Below are 22627 nucleotides of genomic sequence, written 5' to 3'. Positions count from 1 at the left end.
TAAGATGGAACCTATCCTATGCGTTCCATCTTACTTCTCATTTCTATATATACTTCCAACGATACCTTACGACCACGAAGCGACCGAACACGAGGCATATCACGGAAGTATTCGTCGTAAGTGTAATACCAGTTATACGTCATAATATCCTTACTTCGACTCACCAGATGGGCAACCTTTCTTGCTGCTGACGGCATAACAGAAGAGAGGAAGTACTGCCTGTCAATCGTCTCTAATGCCAACACGAGAAACTTTCTAGGCTTTTGTGCAATGCGAGTAGGAATATCCTTAGTTTGTGTGGATATGGTGATGTGCCTGCCGAAACGCTGATTAATATCATCCATCATCTGACGGAAGATAACGCCATGTGCCGAAGTATCCTTCTGCCCCGTGTAAGCTATATAATAATGTATCATCTCATGAATGAGCACATCATCTATCTCCTCCTTGTTTAACGCATAGTAAGTGGAGATGGAAATGGTGTAATCGGAATAAATGGTGCGCCTCCAATACGTTCGTCGCTTGCATGCCATCTGCCCGAGACGGGTCTTGCCTCTCGACAATTTAAGCGCAGGCAAGGGAAGTTCCCCGTGAAAGATAAGCTGGTTATAGTGCGTGAATGCCTCTTTAAGATAGGCTATTGTGAGGTTTTGTTTCATATTGAATGTGTGACAATAGTCATTAGTTAGATGGGTTAAATTCTGTATTATAACGGATTCTACACAGCGGTATAATTGAGTATCATACGCATGATATTCGGGTATCACACTGATGATATTCGAGTATCACATACGTGATACTCAATTATACACTAGCTGTATAATCGATTGTCTCCTATTGTTACAATCGATTGTCTTCAGTGTGACAATCGATTGTCTTACGCGTGACAATGAATTGTCTTACGCGTGACAATGGATTGTACAAGTGTGTACAAAAAGCTAAGTTGTATGTTTCATCGGTTAAAGTGACGTTATATTTCTTGAAAGATGGTATTTACTTCCTCCGTTCATCCTATTTGCTAACGCACGAAGTGAGAGATGTGAGGGCTGGAAGAGGCGGATAAAACGCAATCAAGTAAGGACTGATTGCGCTGTTTGTCCTTACTTGATTGGTATTTAAACATCTACTTCGGAGATGGTTTTTATCTGTCTTCTTAGCATATAGACAGGGTGTAAAGATAGACCGTTGCGGCAGGTATTGCTAAGAGCGAGGAGTCGAATCGGTCGAGTATTCCGCCATGTCCTGGTAGGATATTACCGCTGTCTTTGATACCGATAGTGCGCTTGAGCAAGCTCTCAACAAGGTCGCCCCATGTGCCAAAGATAACGACAACCAGTCCCAGACCTATCCACTCTGGCATACTGAGGAGGTGAGTGTTATTGCCTGAATTAGCATAATAGCCTATCACGCCAGCGATAATCAGTACGAGGATACCCCCTCCGATACTTCCTTCCCAGCTCTTCTTCGGGCTGATGCGTGGGAAGAGTTTGTGCTTGCCAAAGAGTGAGCCACTAAGATAAGCACCCGTGTCATTTGCCCAAAGGAAGATAAATATGCTCAATGGTAGGAGATAATCGAAGGTTGTCATACCATAGCCTTTCTGCTGGAAGGCTAACACGCTCATCATTGAGAAGGGGAAGGCAATGTACATCTGACCTAACATTGTGTAAGCCCAACTATGCATTGGATTCTTATTCTGTAGGTAGAGTTCTGCAACGAAGAGGTAGATAAGGGTGAGAACATATGGTACGAAGACGATAAATCCCCTCACCATATTCACTTGTAGGGCTGTCACAGCGCAGAAGAAGTAGGCTCCTGCTACGGTAGAGATGAATCGATTGACCTTTACACCATCTATTTTATTCACCAATCCCGTGTATTCCCACATGGCTGCTCCCGTTATGATGAGGAAGAGACACGTGAGTCGTAGAGGGTTGATGATGCTCGTCACCATAATAGCAACGAATATGATCCCAGTGAGGGCACGCACGATTAGGTTCTTAAGTTTATCACTCATGGCGTCTTATTTATTCTGCTGTGTTATTTGATTCTGTGTCATCTTCAGCCTTTGTCGCATTGTTGTTGAGTGCTCTCTGCTGTGCCTCGTGCTCTGCTTGAGCTTGCTTTACAGCTTCGGGCATATCCTCCAACTTAGGTTGCGACTTAGCCTCTTGGTCTAGCAACTCGTCTGTGCGACTCACCCAAGGACGCTTACCGAATATCTCTTCAACGTCTTCCGCCATGATAACCTCACGTTCCATGAGCAGTTGGGCAAGGCGGTTGTGCCCTTCCTTGTGCTCGGTGAGAATCTGCTTAGCACGATCGTACTGTCCGTTAATCATCTTCAGCACTTCCTCATCGATCATCTTTGCTGTTGTATCAGAGTATGGCTTCTGGAAATTGTACTCGTCATTATTATAATAGCAGATGTTTGGCAAGCGGTCGCTCATACCTGCGTAGGCAATCATACCGTATGCACTCTTGGTCGCACGCTCTAAGTCGTTCATCGCACCAGTTGATATATGACCTGTGAAGAGCTCCTCAGCTGCACGACCACCGAGCAATGAGCACATCTCATCCAACATCTGTTCTTTGGTTGTGATAGGACGCTCTTCAGGTAGATACCATGCTGCACCGAGAGCCTGACCACGTGGTACAATGCTCACCTTCACCAATGGGTTGGCGTGTTCGCAGAACCAACTGATTGTGGCGTGACCTGCTTCATGGAGGGCGATAGTGCGCTTCTCGGCGGTAGTCATTACCTTTGTCTTCTTCTCCAAACCACCAATGATTCTGTCAACAGCATCTAGGAAGTCTTGCTTTGTTACCTCCTTGCTGTCGTGGCGGGCTGCGATAAGGGCTGCCTCATTACATACATTGGCAATGTCGGCACCAGAGAATCCTGGTGTCTGGCGTGCTAAGAGGTCGATATCAAGGTTCTTGTCGAGCTTCAGGTTACGCATATGAACGAGGAAGATGTCCTTACGCTCTGGTAAATCGGGGAGGTCTACGTGAATCTGGCGGTCGAATCGTCCTGCACGGAGTAAAGCCTTATCGAGCATATCAACACGATTGGTTGCTGCAAGAACAATCACACCAGAGTTCGTGCCGAAGCCGTCCATCTCTGTGAGAAGGGCGTTAAGTGTGTTCTCACGTTCGTCATTACCGCCCATTGCTGGGTTCTTTGAACGGGCACGACCAACGGCATCAATCTCATCAATGAAGATGATACAAGGCGACTTCTCCTTAGCTTGGCGAAAGACATCACGCACTCGGCTCGCACCAACACCGACAAACATCTCGACGAAGTCGGAACCACTCATAGAGAAGAAAGGTACGCCAGCCTCACCAGCAACAGCCTTTGCTAGCAATGTCTTACCCGTTCCAGGAGGACCAATCAGCAGTGCTCCCTTAGGAATCTTACCACCGAGGTCGGTGTATTTCTTTGGGTTCTTCAAGAACTCAACAATCTCTTGTACCTCTTGCTTGGCACCTGTCTGACCTGCAACATCCTTAAAGGTAATCCCCATCTCGTTAGCTTTCTCATAGAGCTTAGCCTTTGACTTGCCCACACTGAAGACGCCGCCGCCACCGCCAGCACCGCCTCCCATACGGCGAATGAGGAAGTACCATATTCCAAAGAAGAATACCCACGGTGCTATTGAGATGAGAATATCCATAAAGCCATTGCCTGACTTGTTCTCATAGCTATAGCTGGCTATCTTCTTCTGGGTTACAGCTTGATCCAAGAAGGTTTCTACCTTATCTACAGAGCCAATCTCAACATTTACGTATGGGGACTTTCCTACCTGTTGTGTACCTTGTTTGAAGATGTCACGGATGTGGTCTGGACTAACATACATACGCAAGGTATTGTCGCTCTTGTTGATGACTACCTTCGTACCATAGCCTTTGGCAATATATTGCTTGAATGTTGTGTAATCTCTGTCAACGCCTGCGCTGCTTGACAAGAAGCTATTGCCACCGGCAAAGAATACTACTCCGAGGGCAATGATGACCAATACGTACAGCCAGTTCATATTGAACTTAGGCATCTTTGGCATATTGGGATTGTTGTTGGGGGATGAATTGTCCATTGTTGAAGTTTGATTAATTATGAAATAATAAATGGGTGATTAGATGGCTTTATACCTAGTCTATGTCTGGTAAGTAAGTCAACTTAGCATCCTCCCATAGGTGTTCTATGTCATAGAAAGTACGTGTCTCTGGAAGAAATACATGGACGATTACATCCACATAGTCTATCGCTACCCATTGATCATTACCAAGTCCTGCACAGTTGACAGGCTTCTCACCAATCGTTTCACGCACATAATCGCTTACCGATTCAGCAATGGCTTCAACTTGTTGGGTTGAGTTACCCTGGCAGATGATGAAGTAGTTACAGATGGTACCATCAATCCCTGATAAATCTGCAATTACTATGCCATGTCCCTTCTTATCTTGGATTCCTTTTGTAATAAGCTCTACTAATCTTTTAGTTTCTTTCATTCAGTCTTGTTATATAATATGAGTTGCAAAGTTAACGCAAATGGCATGAAGTGCAAAATAAATTTAGTTTTATTTATAATTGGTATATACTGCATTGCTAACACCTGTTGATAGAATGACTATAAACTATTTCTCACGCATGTCGAAGTCCTACTTTAATATGGAGAGACGCCTTATCACCTTATATATATAATAGTAGGACATAAAAGAAGATGGAATATGCTACTATTGGCATATCCCATCTTTCCTTATTCGTTAGTATTTTCTACTATCTTTGCATACAATAATCAATTACTTATTCTCTGCGTCGATAGCTTTTATCTTCTGCTTTACTTCGTTCATATCATTCTTGAGTTTCTCGATACGGCGGTTCATTTCGTCAATGAGACTATTACCTTTCTTGGAACTGATACTCAAGAAACCGAGGTTGTTCTCATAAGTGTTAATCTCCTGTTTGAGCTGTTCAAAGCGGCGCATCAAACGACCACGCTCACTATCAAGAGCGTCAGTACCTCGGCTAGCCACCTTTTTCAAGTTGTTACGGAAATTATCTACACGCTTGCGAGAAGCCGATATGTGAAGGTCTTTGTACAACTTATCGAGTACCTCATGATACTCCTTATACAACTTATCCTTCTCCTTGTAAGGTACATGTCCTACCTTATTATATTCCTCGGTGAGCTGTTGAACCTTCTCTTGGATGCCTTCTTCGGTCTTATCAAACAATTCCTTTAGTTGAGCAATAATCTCCTTCTTCTTCCCAAGGTTCTCACGTTCCTCACTATGCGCCCCTGCGTGTACTGCATTACGTGCTTCAAAGAAGTGGTTGCAAGCTGTTAGGAAGTCGTTCCAAAGCTGATCACCGATTTTCTTAGGTACCATACCAATCGTTTTCCACTCCTTTTGTAATGCGATGAGCTTATCGGATGTAGCCTTCCAATCGGTAGAATCAGTCAGAGCTTGTGCCTTTTCAACGAGTACTTTCTTCTTCTCTGCGTTTTCAGCAAATTGTGCTTTCAACTGTTTGAAGAACTCGCCTTTGCGTGTAAAGAAGTCATCACAAGCCGCACGGAAGCGTTCGAAGATCTTTACGTTCATCTTCTGTGGAGCAAAGCCGATAGTCTTCCATTCCTGTTGAAGAGCGATAATCTCCTTTGTATGTTTCTCCCAATCGGATGACGTTTTATTCTCTTGTTTGATGATCTCTTCAATCTTCTCGCATAGAGCAGTCTTCTTTGTAAGGTTCTCCTCTTCGCTATTGCGGATAGCTTCAAAGTGCTGTTGATGACGCTTGTTGATAATAGTGCTAGCTGCTTTAAAGCGTGTCCACACTTGTTCGCGAAGTTCTTTTGCAACAGGTCCTGTCTCGCGATACTCTTGATGAAGTTCTTGTAACTGATGGAAAGCACTGATGACATCCTTCTCTTCTATCAACTTCTCTGCTGCTTCACACAGCTTCGTCTTCTTCTCAAGATTCTTCTTGAAATCGTATTCACGTGCTTCGCGATTCAGATTCAACAAGTCGTAGAACTGCTCAACATAGAGTTGATAGTTGCGCCATAGCTCGTTTGCCTTCTCAGCAGGAACCATTTTAATCTCTTTCCATTCCTGTTGTAAGGTCTTCAATACTGGGAAGTTCTTGTTTGCCTCATCAGGAGTTGTAACCATCGCTTTGATCTTCTCGATGATAGCCTCCTTCTTCTTGAGGTTCTTCTGTTTCTCTTCTTCGAGTGCAAGGAATGCCTTTTGGCGTTTCTCCTTAATGATGGTCATCTCCGCCTTAAATACCTCTTCATCCTCATCTGGAAGTACTTGGTACTTCTCGGGGTCGCCACCGTTCTCTATATAAGCCCTCTGCTGCGCTTCACGTTCTGCGAAGTGTAGTTTATAGAATACAGTTTTCAGATGGTCAACCTCAGCTTTCTCAGGGGTATCGTCACTATCAACAATAGCCTTAAGGCGCTCTATGATTTCCTTCTTTGTGCTATATGTCTTTGCAGAATAGGTTTCTGCTTCGCACTTAGATTGTGTTTCAGTTGACTGATTTAGGCCTTCATCTGTTACTTCATTCTGCTCTGTTGGAGCTTTAGATACAGCTTCTTCAGACAACTTTACTTCTTCTGTACCCTGATTAAGGGCATTCTCTTGAGAGTCCATCATTTCACTTTTTGTTTGTGATTCGGGTTTTCCGCAAATTAGATAACGAATGGCTCAATAAATATTGAGCCTTCGCAACCATATTAAAGTATATCAGTTGCAAACTTAGATAAAATCTCTGAATATACCTAATTTTTATCTTCTTTTTTTGTTTCTAGCCTCTAAAGTAAGCGTTTACGGCGTAAAATCCACCATGAAGCAGCGGAAACTACAACGGATAAGAGCATCGCTATGGGGAAACCCCATGTACTTCTTTCCATGCCGTTGATAAGGTTCATACCAAAGAGGGAGGATATTAACGTTGGCAACATCATGACTATTGACACCGAAGTAAGTGTACGCATCACGGTGTTCATGTTGTTGTTAATAATGCTAGAATACGTGTCCATCGTTGATTCCAAGATGTCCGAATAGATACTAGTAGTCTCTCTCGCCTGTGACATCTCGATGTTTACATCCTCGATAAGGTCGGCATCCAGCTCATCAACTTGTAGCTTGAATTTCAGCTTAGCAAGTAGGTTCTCGTTGCCACGAATGGATGTAATGAAATAGGTGAGGGAGTCTTGTAGTCTACTTAAACCTATCAAACTCTCATTATCAACACCCTTATCTAGGTTGCGTTTAGCCTTCTCGATGAGTGTATTAATCTGCTTGAGTCGTTTCAAGTACCATACTGCTGAAGATAGAAAGAGACGGAAGATTAAGTCGACATAGTCGGTGAATCCAGCGTTTCTCTTCTGCTGATAACTAACGAAGTCAAGCATCATGTTCGTCTCGAAGTTACATACAGTGATGGTCACATCTCGTTTATGAATAATACCCAAAGGAACGGTTGTGTATGGTGTTCTTGATCGAATTTCTTTAACGTAGGGGATACGTAAGATGATAAGCATCCAACCGTCATCATACTCATAACGGGCACGCTCATCAGTATCGCTGATATCCGATAGGAAGTAATCAGGGATATGATATGTATCTTCTAGTTCTTGCTGATCTTGCTCTGTTGGGCAGGTTACTTGAATCCAACAATTAGGTTGCCATTCCTTAATGGGGCTCAAGGTTCTATTGATATTCCAATATGTTTTCATTTGCTAATCTCCATGTTTAATAAGTGTGGGGATTAGCAATCTCGTTGCAATCCTCACGCTTATTGATTGAAAGTTTCCGCGTGATAATCGTCCATTTAATAATTACGTATTGGTTTTGCGACTGCAAATTTAGGAAAAAATAATGGTTAGAACAAACAAACGAATAAGTTTTTAAGGTTAGTGGAGTGCGGTCGGTGTAAATGAGCAGACGCCCTTCTTACCTCGAAGAGAGGCTTTCTTTTATGCCAAGAAACGCCCTCTTTATATGTAAGAAAGGCTCTCTTTGTTTTCCTTCTATTGAAGTCTCTTGTCTTATAGCCTGTTGCCTCTAATAGAATTAATGCTTACGATGTCTTCATATAATGCTCTTTAAAGGATTAATTAACGTTAAATAATTAACGAATCGTTTGCGTTCTTACTTTTAATTATTTATCTTGCAAACGTTAATCAATTATGTCTAACAATACTAAATAACTCTTTTAATTATGAAGAAACAAATCACTTGGATGTGTATCCTATTATGTTCTTTATTATTCGTAGCCTGTGAGAAGTCTGTAATAGATAATCCTGATGGACAAAAGAACACCAATAAATCAAGGCATAGAGTCACTCGTGTCGTAAGGATTCACCCAACAGAACTGCGTGTGGAAAGTATGGAAGAACCACTTATTAGTAAGTCTTCAAATGTGCAATCAAGGGGCGCCAGTGTTCCAGAAGAGGGCAAAGTAAAACTCTATGCAGTGAATGTCTTTGAAAAGAAAGTAGGTTCGGAGTTGTATGAGAAGTATGCTTATGGCTTGTTCTCTGACCCGAGTAAGATTGCAATCAGAATGTTTGAAGACAACAGATATAAGATTGAATGCCTCGAAGTAGTGGAAGGTGACGACCATCTATATAATAAGGAGAAATCCTATCAAGCCCCATTCTTGCACGGAGAGAATCTTCCTACGAAAGTAACCAATCAATTTGTTATGTCGAAAACGGATAATATGAGTAATCTTCAAAAGGGTGAAACGAATATCTCTGAAACGAAGGTTCAGCGTTATCCAAGGATGATTAAGCTATATGGAACGCAGGAAGACATAGATCCCAAAGCCTCCAAAGACCTCACAATAGATATGCGGAAGGCTGTATTTGGACTTCATTTTAAGATTACACCACCAGAGGAAGGAACGCTAGAGATCAATTATCTTGGATGGAAGTTAGCCCAAAAGAGCGGTCAAACTGGCTATGATGGTGGTAGTATTTATGCATTCAGTGAGATAGTAGAAGCCACTAAGGATGGTTATCAGTTGGTAGCTCCTTTAGAGATGAAGTGGACTAAAGCGAATGGAACAGTGGTGCAAGAGCATAAGGATCTGACGTTGAAACGAAATGTGAAAACCAAGGTTGAAATTGTTGTTGAGGGTCCCAAAGCACGTAACATTAGCTTCCGAGAGGAGAATGTTGCCATGACGGAAGAGCAAATAGAATGGCATGTTGTGAAATAGATAGCACGTTTTTTATTGGCAAAGTGTGTCAGCCAAAGCCTTAATCTCTGCACGGGCAGGTTTCCCCGTGGCTGTTTGTGGGATGCTTGTAGTGTGGAGGATGAGGCGTGGTTGCCAATACTTAGGGAGGATACGTTGGCAGATTGTATTGATAGAGTCTGTGTCTTCAGACGTAGTGAGAAGTACTACACGTTCTCCAAACTTCTTATCTCTTATGCTTGTAATGGCATATTCCTCTGTAAGATGAGCTTTTAAGGCACGTTCAACCTCCTCTATTTGTATCTTTATACCACCTGAATCAATCACATTATCGCGTCTTCCTAGGATGCGGAAACGTACTTGTTTATGTTTGTCATTCGACAGACTTATGGTTTGAAGTTCGGCTCTGTCGTTAGTTACTAAGGGCTTCGAACATGCAGCGGGTGCATTGATAATCAGGCAGCCATCTGTATTTAGGTTCACTTCAACACTATCGAAAGGTTCGTACCAATCGCTTGCAGAATCTCCATTCAAGCGTCGTAAAGCAATGTGGGAGAGCGTTTCCGTCATTCCGTATGTGCTCCACACTGCATGAGGGAAGTCTTTTAATGCTTCGGCGAGATGGTCATCAATGGCACCACCACCGATGATTAATTGCCTAATCTTACGTAGCCTCTCTCGTTCTTGAGGCACTTGTAGGGAATTATAAACCTGCAGTGGAATCATAGCTGCAAATGTTATCTCCTCCTGAAGGGCGTTGGCTTGGCGGAGAGAATCGTCTGAGAGCGGATGACCAGAGGGCTTTACGTTGATTAATCGCAAATTTCTTTCAATACTCCTAACTACTACCATCTTACCCGCAATATAGTCCAGAGGCATACAAAGGAGTGCTGTGTCACCAGCTTTCAATCGAAGGAAATCACAGGTGATACGTGCTGAGTTCAACATTCGAGACTTCTCCACCCATAGTGGTTTGGGCTTCCCTGTCGATCCACTGGTATGCACTAACACCCTCGTGTCAGCGTTATTCCATTCTGTAAGAAACTCTTCTATCGTCATTGTTGTTCGTTGATTGATTCCCTAATCGTTATTGTTTCACCCAGAGTTGATCACCTCTGATTGTCAGAGGCATGGGTATATTATCCGAGAACAAAAGACCTGTTCCAAGTCCCTGGGGCATTGTTATGTGAGGTCCGTATAGATCGGCTGTAAGTTGCGCAATGCTGTTTAACCCCACATTACTTTCTAGTGCGGAGGTGATCCAAGAGCCTATTCCCCGTTGATTAGCCATCTTCACCCATTCTCGCACACCTGTCATCCCCCCATGCAAACTAGGTTTTAGAACTATATATTGCGGTCGGATGGTGTCGAGTAGTTGCTCTTTTTCGTTATAGCTATTCACTCCGATGAGTTCTTCATCTAGTGCGATTGGAAGTGGAGAGAGGGTACATAGCTGTGCCATTTGTGCCCATTGATGTTGTCGGATAGGCTGTTCTATAGAGTGGATATCGTATTGTGCCAATGCTTCCAAGCGTTCCATGGCATTTTCAGGAGTGAATGCTCCGTTTGCATCGACGCGTAGTTCTATTTGAGCGCGTGTGAAAGACTGTCGGATGTGACGGATAAGTTCAATCTCTTTAGCGAAGTCTATTGCCCCAATCTTTAGCTTTACACAATGATAGCCTGCCTTTAGTTTCTCTTCTAAACGCTGATACATCTCTTCGAAGGAACCCATCCAAACGAGTCCGTTGATGGTGATTCCTTCTTTTCCAGCACCAAAGTTCGTGTGGAAGAAGTCGATACTTCCGTTTGCATCAAGTTGTACCTTTGCTGTTTCCAAGCCAAAGAGCATAGACGGATAAGGTCTCATTGCATTCGTGTCAATGCTTCCCGTATGGCAAAAGTCATCACAGAAGATTCGCAACTTACGTTCATATTCATCATCAGACATGGCATCGCAGGATAAATCAGGGAGTGTGGCACATTCCCCAATACCTATTACTTCAGGCTTATTGGTGTCTGACAGCGTAATATAAAAGCTCTTCCTCGTTTTGTAAACACCCCTTGAAGTGCCTGCAGGATTGATGAAGTGGAGGGTGCGGGAGGATATTTTAATTTCGTACATAGTAATTTCTTTTATTTTTTGTTTCTATATTCAATCCTCGCTCTTGTCATCTGTTCGCGTATTCCACCATGCTTAATAAAATCATCTTTGATATAGTCTAAATACCTTCTAAGTATTACATCTTCTTGATGAAGTAAAGTGATAGCAATGTTAGCTATGGTTTCATCTGTGCGTATTTGGATGGCATTACGATAAAAAGAATACTCATTATGTTTGGAACATACGCGCCGTGTAATGATAGCATTCTTATCATCTGCATCCCATTTGGTAAGGTTTCGGACACGAAGATAGTCTTCATAATCAATTAATAGCTCCTGTAGACTGGCACGAGCAACGTTTATTAGTTTTATTTCTGTCTCTGCAGAGGTCGTTGAGGCAGCACATCCTTCTGCGATGTTCTGCTTTCCTGATCGGGCAGCCTGTATCATTTGGTCTATCGTTCTGTCCCCTCTATTCAAAAAGTGGTGGGCAAAGTAATAGGTGATATCATATATACATTCGGCTTTCTGATAAGCGATTAGGTTGCGATAGTTGCCTTTTTGTGGTAAGAAAGGTGTCTCCATGAGTGTTTGTGGGCTATTGATAATAATGTTTCCGTTGGATTATTGGGCTTATAAGGCTAATAAGTTTAATTGGGCAATCAGCCTCTATAGTCCTTATTAAGTAAACTATTTTATTAGCCTCATTGGTCTTTAATTAGCCCAATGAGGCTAATTATCAATTAAGGGAATTGTGGGTACTTATCGAAATCGGGCTTGCGCTTCTCTAAGAAAGCCTTTCCGCCTTCTTGAGCCTCATCCAGTGTGTAATAGAGCATAGTGGCATCTCCTGCTAGTTCTTGTATACCTGCTTGACCGTCCAACTCGGCATTTAGACCTGCTTTTATCATGCGTAAGGCTAACGGGGAACGCTCCATCATGGTGTTAGCCCAGTCTACACACTCGTCTTCTAGCTGTTCGAAGGGTACGACCTTGTTGACTAATCCCATGCGTTCTGCCTCTATTGCAGAGTATTGACGGCACAAGAACCATATCTCTCTAGCCTTCTTCTGCCCCACAATACGGGCTAGATACGAAGCACCGAAACCGGCATCGAAGGATCCTACCTTTGGTCCTGTCTGTCCGAAGATGGCGTTATCTGAAGCGATGGAGAGGTCGCATACCACTTGAAGAACATGTCCGCCACCAATGGCATAACCATTTACCATGGCGATAACAGGCTTTGGTAAACGACGAATCTGCATCTGTAAATCAAGGACATTAAGGCGTGGAACACCATCACCTCCTACATATCCACCCCTTCCTTTAACGTGCATGTCGCCCCCAGAACAGAATGCTTTATCACCCTCACCAGTAAGTATGACCACTCGAATATCAAGTGCTTCGCGACAGTAGTTGAATGCTTGTGACATCTCCCAGACCGTCTTTGGCGTGAAAGCATTGCGATAGCGAGGTCGGTTAATGGTAACTTTTGCGATATGATTAAACTCTTCGAAGCGTATTTCCTCAAACTTGAAGCCCTCGATGGGTTTCCATTCTCTTTTGCTCATAAGGCTTTTCTTTTATTTTGTAGTTTTATTTTTAAATGATAATTAGTTGTTTTCTCTTGGCTAGGAAAAGGCTTTGTAATAGTCTTCCATTGCTTGTGCATCCTCTTCGGGGTTAGTGAAAACCTCCAAGAGTACAGGACCTTCCTCTGCATTGAAGAAGTCCTTGAGGCGTTCCGACAACTCTTCTGCATTGCGCGCAGCCATGTATTCAATGTCATGGGTTTGACAGATGGCTTCAGCGGAAGTAGTATGATGTGCTGCAATTATATCATCTCGGAATGGAGAAGAGCCTAGTCCGTGTAATTGATGGAATATTCCTCCACCTCCATTGTTGAGTAGTAAGATCCCAAGATTTGGTGATAAGCATTGGTTCCAAAGTGCATTTTGATCGTAAAAAAAGCTCAAGTCACCGATAACACAGTACACATCCTCTTCTTCCTGATGTGCAATAGCATATCCAACAGCCGTTGACAGCGAGCCTTCTATGCCATTCACGCCACGATTCACATAGGTGTATTGATCAGAGAAGATGTTTCCCAAGCGTACAGCAGAGCTATTCCCATAGAAAAACTCACCATCAATACCTTCTTTTCGGAAGGTCTCGTGGAAAGTTTTAACGGCTAGTAATTGTGAAAAGCGGGGTTGTATCTTCTTTCGAATGGCGTAGGCTCCATTGAAAACGTTGTTCCATTGCGTCACAAAAGGTTTCTCTCTCATGTCATTCACTTCGTTAGCAAGGATACCAATCATCTCTTCCTGCGAGCATTGAATGATGTCCGTTAGGTGCATGAAGGTATCACAACAATTCCCACTCTCGTTTACAATGATAGAAACCTGTGGTTGGCACTTTCGTAAAAACTGCTTCAATCGTTTGCTAACCAGTGTCCCTCCTATATATATAAGGTGGTCGGGACGATAAGACTCATCGTTACCTATCCTTATCAATGCCTCATCAATGGGGAGAGCAGGGCTAATACTATCGTCTGCCAATTTCTCTTGAATGACCACAGCAGTGCTTTTCAACACCTCAAGAGCCTCCATTGTCTCCCCAACAACCTCAGGAGTCATCTGTCCAAGAACAATCATTGGACGCTCACTTTGCAGTAGTTCTGCAGCCAGCTCATAGCTAATAGCATTGTTCGCGACCGGTTCATGTAATGTGATTCTGCGCTCGTTAGGGAGGTTGGGAACATCATATTCAAAAAGAGGTTCACTAATAGGAACATTGATGTGTACGGGTCCGAACCCTTGAGATAAGGCTGCGTTGAGAGCCTCATTGACCAGTCTATTGCAATACCAGCGTTCCTCTTCGTTGTGTGGTTCAGGTAGTGTCACACTCTTACGAACGTTCGGTTCTAAAGCTCCATGCTGTTGTAACGTTTGACCATCTTGTTGATTGATCCATTGTGCAGGTCTATCTCCAGAGATAATCACCAACGGACGTTTCTGATAAAAGGCTTCTGCCACTGCAGGAGCCACGTTTAATAGTGCCGAGCCCGAGGTTACACAAAGTGCAACGGGCTCATTATCTGCTAATGACATACCTAATGCGACGAAGCCAGCCGACCGCTCATCCGTTACAGGAAAACACTCAATATCAAGGCAAGTACATAGGTTATGCACGATAGGAGAGTTACGTGAACCAGGGCAGACAACTGCCTTTGATATTCCAAACTTTACCAGTAAGGCGGTTAATATATTAACGTTCTCCTTGTTACTATACATTTTCAATAAGTTGTATTGAAGGTTAGTTGACTTTCTTTTATTGCTGAATAAGCTGTCGCATTGTGGCGAGCTTTGCTTCAGTCTCTTGCCATTCGTTCTCTTCTATACTCTCTTTTAACAATCCACCACCCGCATAGAGCTGACAAGCCGATCGAGTGATGTGCATACAACGGAGTGTTACATAGAGTTTTGCAAGCCCATTGTCCCCCAGCAGCCCACTGAAGCCACTATAATAAAGGCGGTCAGTATGCTCGTTACGAAGGATGAATTTGTGTGCCTCTTCCTTAGGAATACCACACACGGCAGGCGTTGGGTGAAAGGCAGTTAGGAAACTTCCAAGGCGTTGTGTGTCCTTGAGTTGGAAAGAGAAATCGGTTCTTAGATGAGCTAGATGGGCTGCACGAGAAGTGAAAGGTTCGCTTTCCGTGATGTCGCTAGCGAACGGCTGTAAGCAAGTTCGGATGTAATCGGCAACCAGTTGTTGCTCTTCTCGGTTCTTTTCAGACCATTGAATATCCTCTCCCTCATATCTCATCGTACCAGCTAAAGCCATTGTTTGGTAGCTTGTAGCGTCTCCACGTAACAGAATCTCAGGACTTGCCACGAGCCACATACCTGTTTGTGCAGTGTAGAAAAGTGCAATGTACGATCGTGGATACCATTCGCATGCCTTGAGAAAGATATCTCTAGGATTCATCTGTTCGTCTTTCTTCTCCACGATGGTGCGTGCCAATACCAGTTTGCGGAATGAGTTGCGATTCAATTCATCGTGGAAACAAGTGAAGTCATTGTGGTATTGAATACGAGGGTCAACTTCCGAGGTCTCCAAATAAGCCTCATCTTGCCCGTTCGGAATGGCTTCAAAGCCCTTACTACCATCTAAGGGCAAGACAGATGATTGTCCGCTTTTGCCATCAAGTAAGTAGATTGGATGAGTCGTATTGTTGGCGAAGGGTGCAATCACAAACCCCTTATGCCCGTCAAGTTCTGTTAGTGAACCAAAGCGAGTGGGTTCCTCTTGTTGAGAATAGCAATGACAGACTTCCTCGAAAGGCTCACGATAGATAAAAAATGCGTCCATTTAATCTTTCTTCGGTGCTATAACGTAGTTGGTAACTTGCACAGTAGAGATGAGTTCACCCTCATCATTCTTGATATCTATGTGCCAAACGTGCAGTGTGTGACCCTTATGAACGAGCTTACCATAGGCAGTTACAGTTCCACCATACGGCATTGCCTTCACGTGGTTACCGCTTATATTGATTCCCAAAGCCATCTTTCCAGGGCAGAGAGCCATTGAACCGACTCCTGCTAGGTTCTCCGCTAGGGCTAACGAAGCTCCTCCTGAAAGAAAACCAAAGGGTTGTTTATTTCGATCATCCACTGCCATGCGAGCCTTTAACGTGTCTTGTTCGGGAGTAGAGATAAACTCCATGCCCAAAGTACGGCTCAATCCGTCAGCATCTTTAATCTTATTCCAAATCTTTTCTACGTTCATGTCGATCTTACTTAATGTATTGCAAAGATACTAAAAACAACTGGAATTCCTTTTCGAAAGGGTTTGTTTTTGTGTGTGAAGGGATGGAGTCGCTCTTTAATACAGCACGATAGTAGGATTAGAAGCCCTAGTTTATTCTGCACGTAACGTGATTTGTAGACGGTAAGGTACAAGGATATATGAACTTAAAGATATATACCTTTTATCCTAATCATTCTATTGTGGGATAGAAGAGGGCGTTTCTTCCATTGAACGAAGGCGTTTCCTTGCATGAAAGAAAGCCTCTCTTCATGTTGAAGGAACGCCCTCTTCAAAGTGAAAGGAGCTTTTCCTAACTGTTTTTCGTTAAGTATTCCTCCCCTTGAAGGAGGCTGGGAGGGGTAGAGTTAACCTCCCTTTCCTATGCAATGCCATTATAAAAAAGGCAAAAAGCACCATAGTTTGCGAATATTTTAGTAAATTTGCACATTATAAGAATATACTCGATTTATTATAAAGATGAACATTTTAGAATTGTCAGAGCAGGAGATTGGACGTCGTCAAAGCCTGCAAGAATTGCGCGAGATGGGCATTAATCCATACCCAGCAGCAGAGTTCCCAACCAACGCTTACTCTACTGATATAAAAGAGCAATTCGATGAGAACGAGCAAAGAGAAGTAACGATTGCAGGACGAATGATGGGTCGTCGCATTATGGGTAAGGCTTCTTTTGCAGAGATTCAGGATAGTAAAGGAAGAATACAAGTATATATTACCCGTGATGATATATGTCCGGGAGAAGATAAAGAATTGTATAATAAGGTCTTCAAGAAGCTCCTTGACATTGGAGACTTTATCGGTGTTAAGGGCTATGTGTTCAAGACTCAGATGGGAGAGATATCTATTCATGCAAAAGAGATTACTCTTCTTTCAAAGAGCTTGAAGCCTCTTCCAATCGTGAAGTACAAAGATGGCGAGGCTTATGATAAGTTTGAAGACCCCGAACAACGCTATCGTCAGCGTTATGTTGACCTTGTTGTCAACGATGGAGTTAAAGATACTTTCTTGAAGCGTGCCACAGTCTTGCGTACAATGCGCCAGTTCTTTGATGAGGCGGGGTACACAGAAGTGGAGACACCAACCCTCCAGAGTATTCCTGGTGGTGCTAGTGCACGCCCATTCATCACCCACTTCAATGCGCTCAACATTGATATGTACATGCGTATCGCCACTGAGCTTTATTTGAAACGACTCATTGTTGGTGGTTTTGAAGGTGTTTACGAGATTGGTAAGAACTTCCGTAACGAAGGTATGGATCGCTTCCATAACCCAGAGTTCACTTGTATGGAGCTTTATGTTCAGTACAAGGACTATAACTGGATGATGTCTTTTACAGAGCAGTTACTCGAGAAGATCTGTGTTGCCGTTAATGGGAAACCAGAGGTGAAGATGGGTGATAAGGTGATAAGCTTTAAGGCTCCGTTCCGCCGTCTACCTATTCTTGAGGCTATAAAGGAGAAGACTGGCTTTGATTTAGAGGGTAAATCAGAGGATGAGATACGTGATATTGCATTGAACAAGTTGAAGATGGAGACCATAGATGAGAGCTTTGGTAAGGGCAAACTCATTGATGAAATCTTTGGAGAGTTCTGTGAGGGAACTTATATTCAGCCTACTTTTATCACCGACTATCCGGTAGAGATGTCTCCACTCACTAAGATGCACCGCTCAAAACCAGGCTTGACTGAACGTTTCGAGTTAATGGTCAATGGTAAGGAGTTGGCTAATGCTTACTCCGAGTTAAACGATCCGATAGATCAAGAGGAGCGTTTCTTGGATCAGATGCACTTGGCTGATAAGGGTGATGATGAGGCTATGATCATTGATCAAGACTTCTTGCGTGCATTGCAATATGGTATGCCTCCTACCTCAGGTATTGGTATCGGCATTGACAGACTCGTGATGTTAATGACTGGCAAGGAGTACATTCAGGAGGTAATGTTGTTCCCTCAGATGAAGCCGGAACCAAAGATTCCACAAGACTCAATCAAAGATTGGGCTGCTCTTGGTGTATCAGAAGATTGGGTATATGTGCTGCGTAAGGCAGGTTTCAACCTAATTGCTGATATCAAGGGAGAGAAGGCGCAAGGCTTACAACAGAAGTTGGGTGAAATCAATAAGAAGTATAAACTCGGATATGAAAAGCCTTCTGTTGATGAGATCCAGAAGTGGATTGACGAGGCTGGAAAGTAATTGGAAGAAGTGAAGAGTTGCCTCTTCCTCCTTTAACTACCTAAGAAGAATGTTCAACATAGGTAAAATAGCAATCATTGGTAGCGGTAGCTGGGCAACAGCTATCGCTAAGATTGTTGTGGAACATACGCATCATATAGGTTGGTACTTCCGCCGTGATGATAAGATAGAAGAGTTTAAACGGAGAGGACATAACCCTACCTATCTGACGAGTGTTAGGTTCAATATGGATGAGATAAGTTTCTCGTCTGATATTAATAAGATTGTTCAGGAGTATGACACATTGGTCTTTGTGACCCCATCTCCTTACCTGAAGGCTTTGTTGAAGAAGCTAAAAGCAAAGCTCAATACGAAACTTATCGTTACAGCTATCAAAGGAATCGTTCCAGACGAGAACCTTGTTTGCTCAGAGTATTTCCATGAGGAATACAAAGTTCCTTATGATAATCTGGCTGTGATAGGTGGTCCTTCGCATGCAGAAGAGGTTGCTATGGAACGTCTTACATACCTAACCGTCGGTTGTTCTGACCTTGAGAAGGCTCGAAGCTTTACAGAGGTGTTAGCATCCAATTATGTTAAGACAAAGATATCACCAGATGTTCTAGGTATAGAATACGCCTCTGTCTTGAAGAATGTATATGCCATTTCAGCTGGTATCTGTGCTGGTCTGAAGTATGGTGATAACTTTCAAGCGGTGTTAATGTCGAACGCTATGCAAGAAATGGATCGTTTCTTAAAGACGATCAACCCTATCCAACGATCTATTATAGATAGCGTTTACCTTGGTGATCAGTTGGTAACGGGATATAGTAACTTCTCTCGTAACCACACCTTTGGTGCGATGATTGGTAAGGGATATAGCGTTAAGTCGGCTCAATTAGAGATGGAGATGATAGCCGAAGGATACTTCGGAACGAAGTGCATGAAGGAGATTAACCGCCGTCTACATGTAAATATGCCGATCCTAGATGCCGTGTATAACATCCTTTACGAACGTATAAGTCCACAAGTAGAGATTAAATTATTAACAGATTCATTTAGATAAACACAAATGGAAAGTATTAAGTTAGACATTTCAAAAGCAGCTCAGTTTTTGAATTTGGGTGCGGTAGAGGCTTATGCTCCTCACGTAGCTGCTGCCCAAGAAGCATTGGAGAAGAGCACTTGTCCAGGTAACGATTTCCTAGGTTGGTTACACTTACCATCAAGTATAACTGCCGAGTTCCTTGGTCAGATACAAGCGGTAGCCAACACTCTTCGTGAGAAGTGTGAAGTGGTTGTTGTTGCTGGTATCGGTGGTTCTTATTTAGGTGCTCGTGCTGTCATCGAAGCCTTAGGTAATAGTTTTGCTTGGCTTGTGAATGACAAGAAGAACCCTACAATCTTGTTCGCAGGAAACAATATTGGTGAGGATTATCTCGCTGAACTTACAGCCTATTTAAGCGATAAGAAGTTTGGTGTCATTAATATTTCTAAGTCTGGTACTACCACAGAAACTGCTCTTGCATTCCGTCTTTTGAAGAAGCAATGTGAGGAGCAACGTGGTAAGGAGACTGCTAAAGACGTTATTGTAGCTATCACTGATGAGCACAAGGGTGCTGCTCGTGCTGCTGCAACAAAGGAAGGTTACAAGACATTCATCATTCCTGATAATGTTGGTGGACGCTTCTCTGTTCTTACACCAGTTGGCTTGTTGCCTATTGCAGTAGCTGGTTTCGATATTCAGAAACTTGTTGAGGGTGCACAGGTAATGGAGAAGGAAACGGCTAATGACGTTCCTTTTGCTAACAACATCGCAGCACGTTACGCTGCTGTTCGTCAAGGTCTTTACTCACAGGCAGGCAAGAAGATTGAGATAGTTGCTAACTTCCAACCAAAGCTCCATTACTTTGCAGAGTGGTGGAAACAGCTCTATGGTGAGAGTGAAGGTAAGGATCACAAGGGCATTTTCCCTGCTGCTTGCGACTTTACAACCGATCTCCACTCTATGGGACAGTGGATTCAAGAGGGCGAGCGTTCTATCTTTGAGACTGTAATCTCTATCGAACAGCCTAACGCAAAGTTGCTCTTCCCACATGATGATGAGAATCTCGACGGCTTGAACTTCTTAGAGGGTAAGCGTGTTGATGAGGTTAACAAGATGGCAGAACTTGGTACTCGTCTGGCTCACGTAGATGGTGGTGTGCCTAATATTCGTGTGAGTGTACCAGTATTGAACGAGTATTATCTCGGTCAGCTCATCTACTTCTTCGAGAAGGCTTGTGGTATTAGTGGTCTTATCCAAGAGGTTAATCCATTCAACCAGCCAGGTGTTGAGGCTTACAAGAAGAATATGTTTGCTCTTCTCAATAAGCCAGGTTACGAGGCAGAGAGCAAGGCTATTCAAGAAAGATTGACTAAGGAATAATAGCCCCACCCAGCCTCCCCGAAAGGGGAGGAGTTCCTAACTGAAGCCAATCTGAATTGTGTGGATTTAGGGGGAATACTATTTTATAACATTCTTTATGTGTCCTCAAGTCCTGCACTAAGGTGTGGTACTTGAGGATAATAATATATAATAATGTGAAGAAAACAACGATATCATCTCAATTCCAGCAAGACATCCCCTCCTTTGGAGGGGCTTGGGGAGGCTTCAATTCCCCTAATATCCCTTCCTTTGGAGGGGCTTGGACAGGCTTCAAAGTCGTCCTCTTCGACATGGATGGGGTGCTTTATGACTCAATGCCGAACCATGGTGTTGCATGGCAGCGTACTATGAAGGAGTTTGGAATACACTTCACGCTGGAGGATTCGTATGCAACTGAAGGTGCTAGAGGGGTTGATACCATTCGTAAATATGCTCGCGAACAACTCGGAAAGGAACTGAGTGAGGAAGAGGCGCAACGGATGTATGATGTGAAAGCACACTATTTTCATGAGATGCCAGAAGCTAAGATCTTCGATGGTGTACTCGATCTCATGCAGAAGATAAAACGTAGTGGACTGAAGATTGGTATTGTAACAGGTAGTGCACAGCGACCATTGATAGAGCGTGTGACGCATGATTTTGCCGACTTTATCACTCGGGATCAGGTAACTACAGCCTTTGATGTGAAGCGTGGTAAGCCTAATCCTGATCCTTATCTTATGGGCTTGAAGAAGGCGGGCAACTTTTCTCCATCTGAGGGAATCGTTGTTGAAAATGCCCCTTTGGGCGTTCGTGCAGGTGTAGCAGCTGGTTGTTTCACCGTAGCAATCAATAGTGGACCATTGCCCGATGCAGCTCTTCTTGACGAAGGAGCCAACATCCTCTTCCCAACTATCCGTGAGTTCGCCGACAAATGGGAACTTCTTTTATCTCATTTTCCCCATTATTAAGTCTTCCCCTCCCTGACTCTTATATTGCTCCAAAGCGTGGCAAACATTAGTTTTTACTCCCCTCTCCATTCGGAGAGGGGTTGGGGGTGAGGCTTTTCTTCTTGCGGAGAGGGGTTGGGGGTGAGGCTTTTTTTCTTTCTTTTCCTTGCTCATTCCATTTATTCTTCTTACCTTTGCGCCCGTTGAGTGAGAATTAACCAACTTAAGAATGATGTTACAAACAATGAATTTCAATCAAGCTAACGTTTGCGCCTTACATAATAAAGGTGTAAATGCATGTGCTGTTGTGTTGGATTCTTTAACATCTAAGAACGAGAAAAAGATGGCAAATTATTTGGTAGTTCCAAATAATTGTATACTCTCTCTCTCTCTCTCTCTCTCTCTCTAGTAGAGCAGGCGTTAACTACACATTTTTTTCTTCTCGCATACGCGCGCGCGAAGCGTGCCGTAACCCCTGAAAACAAAGGACTTCTAAGAGTTTCCTTTGTTCTTTTTTTGTGTCCGTACCTTAACTGAAATATAAAGAAATTAAGCTATACTTTTTATTTGATTTTAAATACTTAAAATGAGAGATTATGACAAAAAACAAAGAAACTAAAAAACAGGATTATCTGCAACCAGCGTGTTGCATACTCTTCGTTGAGGCAGAAAGTCCTGTCTGCACTTCCGTTTACCACAAAGTGTCAGGCTCTTTTGAGCCAAAGAATAACACCTATTTCGATGAGAATAGATGGGATGCTCATTCCCATGATACAGATTGGGAACGTGAAGATGTTGAGAGTGGAACAATAGAGTTTTAGAATTACAGAATGAGAGTTATAAATTAAAAAAGACATCAAGAATGAAAAGTAATTATTTAATATTGAAAACGTTTTTAAAACCGCTTGCTTTCGCTGTATTGCTTATTATGGTTGC

20 protein-coding genes are annotated in these 22627 nt (G+C 43.1%); 7 read left to right on the top strand and 13 right to left on the bottom strand.

What is annotated here, in order from left to right; genetic code table 11:
* Positions 1-11: 11 nt before the first annotated feature.
* The 6 genes from HMPREF9969_RS08295 to HMPREF9969_RS08270 all read right to left on the bottom strand — a co-directional run bounded on the left by HMPREF9969_RS08295 (position 12) and on the right by HMPREF9969_RS08270 (position 7757).
* Entirely contained in the window at positions 12-659 is a 648-nt protein-coding gene (locus HMPREF9969_RS08295) for a SprT-like domain-containing protein (RefSeq protein ID WP_009435378.1), read from the bottom strand.
* A gap of 494 nt (positions 660-1153) precedes the next feature.
* Complete coding sequence (locus HMPREF9969_RS08290; protein WP_009435392.1) at positions 1154-2017, bottom strand: phosphatidate cytidylyltransferase; 864 nt, start codon at positions 2015-2017, stop codon at positions 1154-1156.
* A 10-nt stretch (positions 2018-2027) separates the two neighbouring features.
* Entirely contained in the window at positions 2028-4097 is a 2070-nt protein-coding gene (ftsH, locus tag HMPREF9969_RS08285) for an ATP-dependent zinc metalloprotease FtsH (RefSeq protein ID WP_036895550.1), read from the bottom strand.
* Between the two features lie 55 nt (positions 4098-4152).
* On the bottom strand, positions 4153-4512 hold the full coding sequence (gene rsfS / locus HMPREF9969_RS08280; protein WP_009435382.1) for a ribosome silencing factor: 360 nt from the start codon (positions 4510-4512) through the stop codon (positions 4153-4155).
* A 291-nt stretch (positions 4513-4803) separates the two neighbouring features.
* On the bottom strand, positions 4804-6672 hold the full coding sequence (locus HMPREF9969_RS08275) for a DUF349 domain-containing protein (RefSeq protein WP_009435391.1): 1869 nt from the start codon (positions 6670-6672) through the stop codon (positions 4804-4806).
* Positions 6673-6830: 158 nt separating this feature from the next.
* Positions 6831-7757, bottom strand: coding sequence for a magnesium transporter CorA family protein (locus HMPREF9969_RS08270; RefSeq protein WP_004382418.1), 927 nt, complete (start codon positions 7755-7757; stop codon positions 6831-6833).
* A 485-nt stretch (positions 7758-8242) separates the two neighbouring features.
* Between HMPREF9969_RS08270 and HMPREF9969_RS08265 the strand changes: the two genes are divergently transcribed.
* The gene (locus tag HMPREF9969_RS08265) at positions 8243-9247 is read left to right on the top strand and encodes a hypothetical protein (RefSeq protein WP_036895549.1); all 1005 of its coding nucleotides are present in this window, start codon (positions 8243-8245) and stop codon (positions 9245-9247) included.
* A gap of 12 nt (positions 9248-9259) precedes the next feature.
* On the opposite strand, the gene HMPREF9969_RS08260 is transcribed toward HMPREF9969_RS08265, so the two are convergent.
* From HMPREF9969_RS08260 to HMPREF9969_RS08230, 7 genes are all read right to left on the bottom strand, one after another.
* Positions 9260-10285, bottom strand: coding sequence for an AMP-binding protein (locus HMPREF9969_RS08260; protein ID WP_009435374.1), 1026 nt, complete (start codon positions 10283-10285; stop codon positions 9260-9262).
* A 28-nt stretch (positions 10286-10313) separates the two neighbouring features.
* Entirely contained in the window at positions 10314-11351 is a 1038-nt protein-coding gene (locus HMPREF9969_RS08255; protein ID WP_009435353.1) for an o-succinylbenzoate synthase, read from the bottom strand.
* Positions 11352-11362: 11 nt separating this feature from the next.
* Positions 11363-11914 (bottom strand): four helix bundle suffix domain-containing protein, encoded by a 552-nt coding sequence (locus HMPREF9969_RS08250; protein WP_009435372.1) that lies wholly within the window; start codon positions 11912-11914, stop codon positions 11363-11365.
* A 158-nt stretch (positions 11915-12072) separates the two neighbouring features.
* On the bottom strand, positions 12073-12900 hold the full coding sequence (gene menB / locus HMPREF9969_RS08245; protein ID WP_004382423.1) for a 1,4-dihydroxy-2-naphthoyl-CoA synthase: 828 nt from the start codon (positions 12898-12900) through the stop codon (positions 12073-12075).
* 60 nt (positions 12901-12960) lie between these two features.
* Entirely contained in the window at positions 12961-14625 is a 1665-nt protein-coding gene (menD, locus tag HMPREF9969_RS08240; RefSeq protein ID WP_009435388.1) for a 2-succinyl-5-enolpyruvyl-6-hydroxy-3-cyclohexene-1-carboxylic-acid synthase, read from the bottom strand.
* Between the two features lie 37 nt (positions 14626-14662).
* Complete coding sequence (locus HMPREF9969_RS08235; RefSeq protein WP_009435398.1) at positions 14663-15706, bottom strand: isochorismate synthase; 1044 nt, start codon at positions 15704-15706, stop codon at positions 14663-14665.
* Positions 15707-16123: a PaaI family thioesterase gene (locus tag HMPREF9969_RS08230; RefSeq protein ID WP_009435383.1), complete on the bottom strand. Its 417-nt coding sequence runs from the start codon at positions 16121-16123 to the stop codon at positions 15707-15709.
* Positions 16124-16621: 498 nt separating this feature from the next.
* On the opposite strand from HMPREF9969_RS08230, the gene lysS reads away from it, so the two are divergent.
* The 6 genes from lysS (at position 16622) to HMPREF9969_RS08200 (ending at position 22512) form a co-directional block, all read left to right on the top strand.
* A complete protein-coding gene (lysS, locus tag HMPREF9969_RS08225; RefSeq protein WP_009435376.1) occupies positions 16622-18355 on the top strand; it encodes a lysine--tRNA ligase in 1734 nt (577 codons plus the stop codon).
* 49 nt (positions 18356-18404) lie between these two features.
* Complete coding sequence (locus HMPREF9969_RS08220; protein ID WP_009435380.1) at positions 18405-19400, top strand: NAD(P)H-dependent glycerol-3-phosphate dehydrogenase; 996 nt, start codon at positions 18405-18407, stop codon at positions 19398-19400.
* Between the two features lie 6 nt (positions 19401-19406).
* Complete coding sequence (locus HMPREF9969_RS08215; RefSeq protein WP_009435394.1) at positions 19407-20762, top strand: glucose-6-phosphate isomerase; 1356 nt, start codon at positions 19407-19409, stop codon at positions 20760-20762.
* Positions 20763-20917: 155 nt separating this feature from the next.
* Positions 20918-21712 carry an HAD family hydrolase gene (locus HMPREF9969_RS08210; RefSeq protein WP_009435385.1) on the top strand — a complete coding sequence of 265 codons (795 nt, stop codon included), beginning with the start codon at positions 20918-20920 and terminating at the stop codon, positions 21710-21712.
* Positions 21713-21920: 208 nt separating this feature from the next.
* On the top strand, positions 21921-22100 hold the full coding sequence (locus HMPREF9969_RS13220; RefSeq protein WP_036895548.1) for a hypothetical protein: 180 nt from the start codon (positions 21921-21923) through the stop codon (positions 22098-22100).
* 187 nt (positions 22101-22287) lie between these two features.
* Entirely contained in the window at positions 22288-22512 is a 225-nt protein-coding gene (locus HMPREF9969_RS08200) for a hypothetical protein (RefSeq protein WP_009435399.1), read from the top strand.
* The last annotated feature ends 115 nt before the right edge of the window (positions 22513-22627 follow it).

Origin of the sequence: Prevotella sp. oral taxon 306 str. F0472, assembly GCF_000257925.1 — a bacterium.
Classification (GTDB): Bacteria; Bacteroidota; Bacteroidia; order Bacteroidales; family Bacteroidaceae; genus Prevotella; species Prevotella vespertina.
The sequence above is the reverse complement of the archived record's forward strand: the minus strand, read 5'-3'. Positions and strand labels throughout refer to the sequence as shown.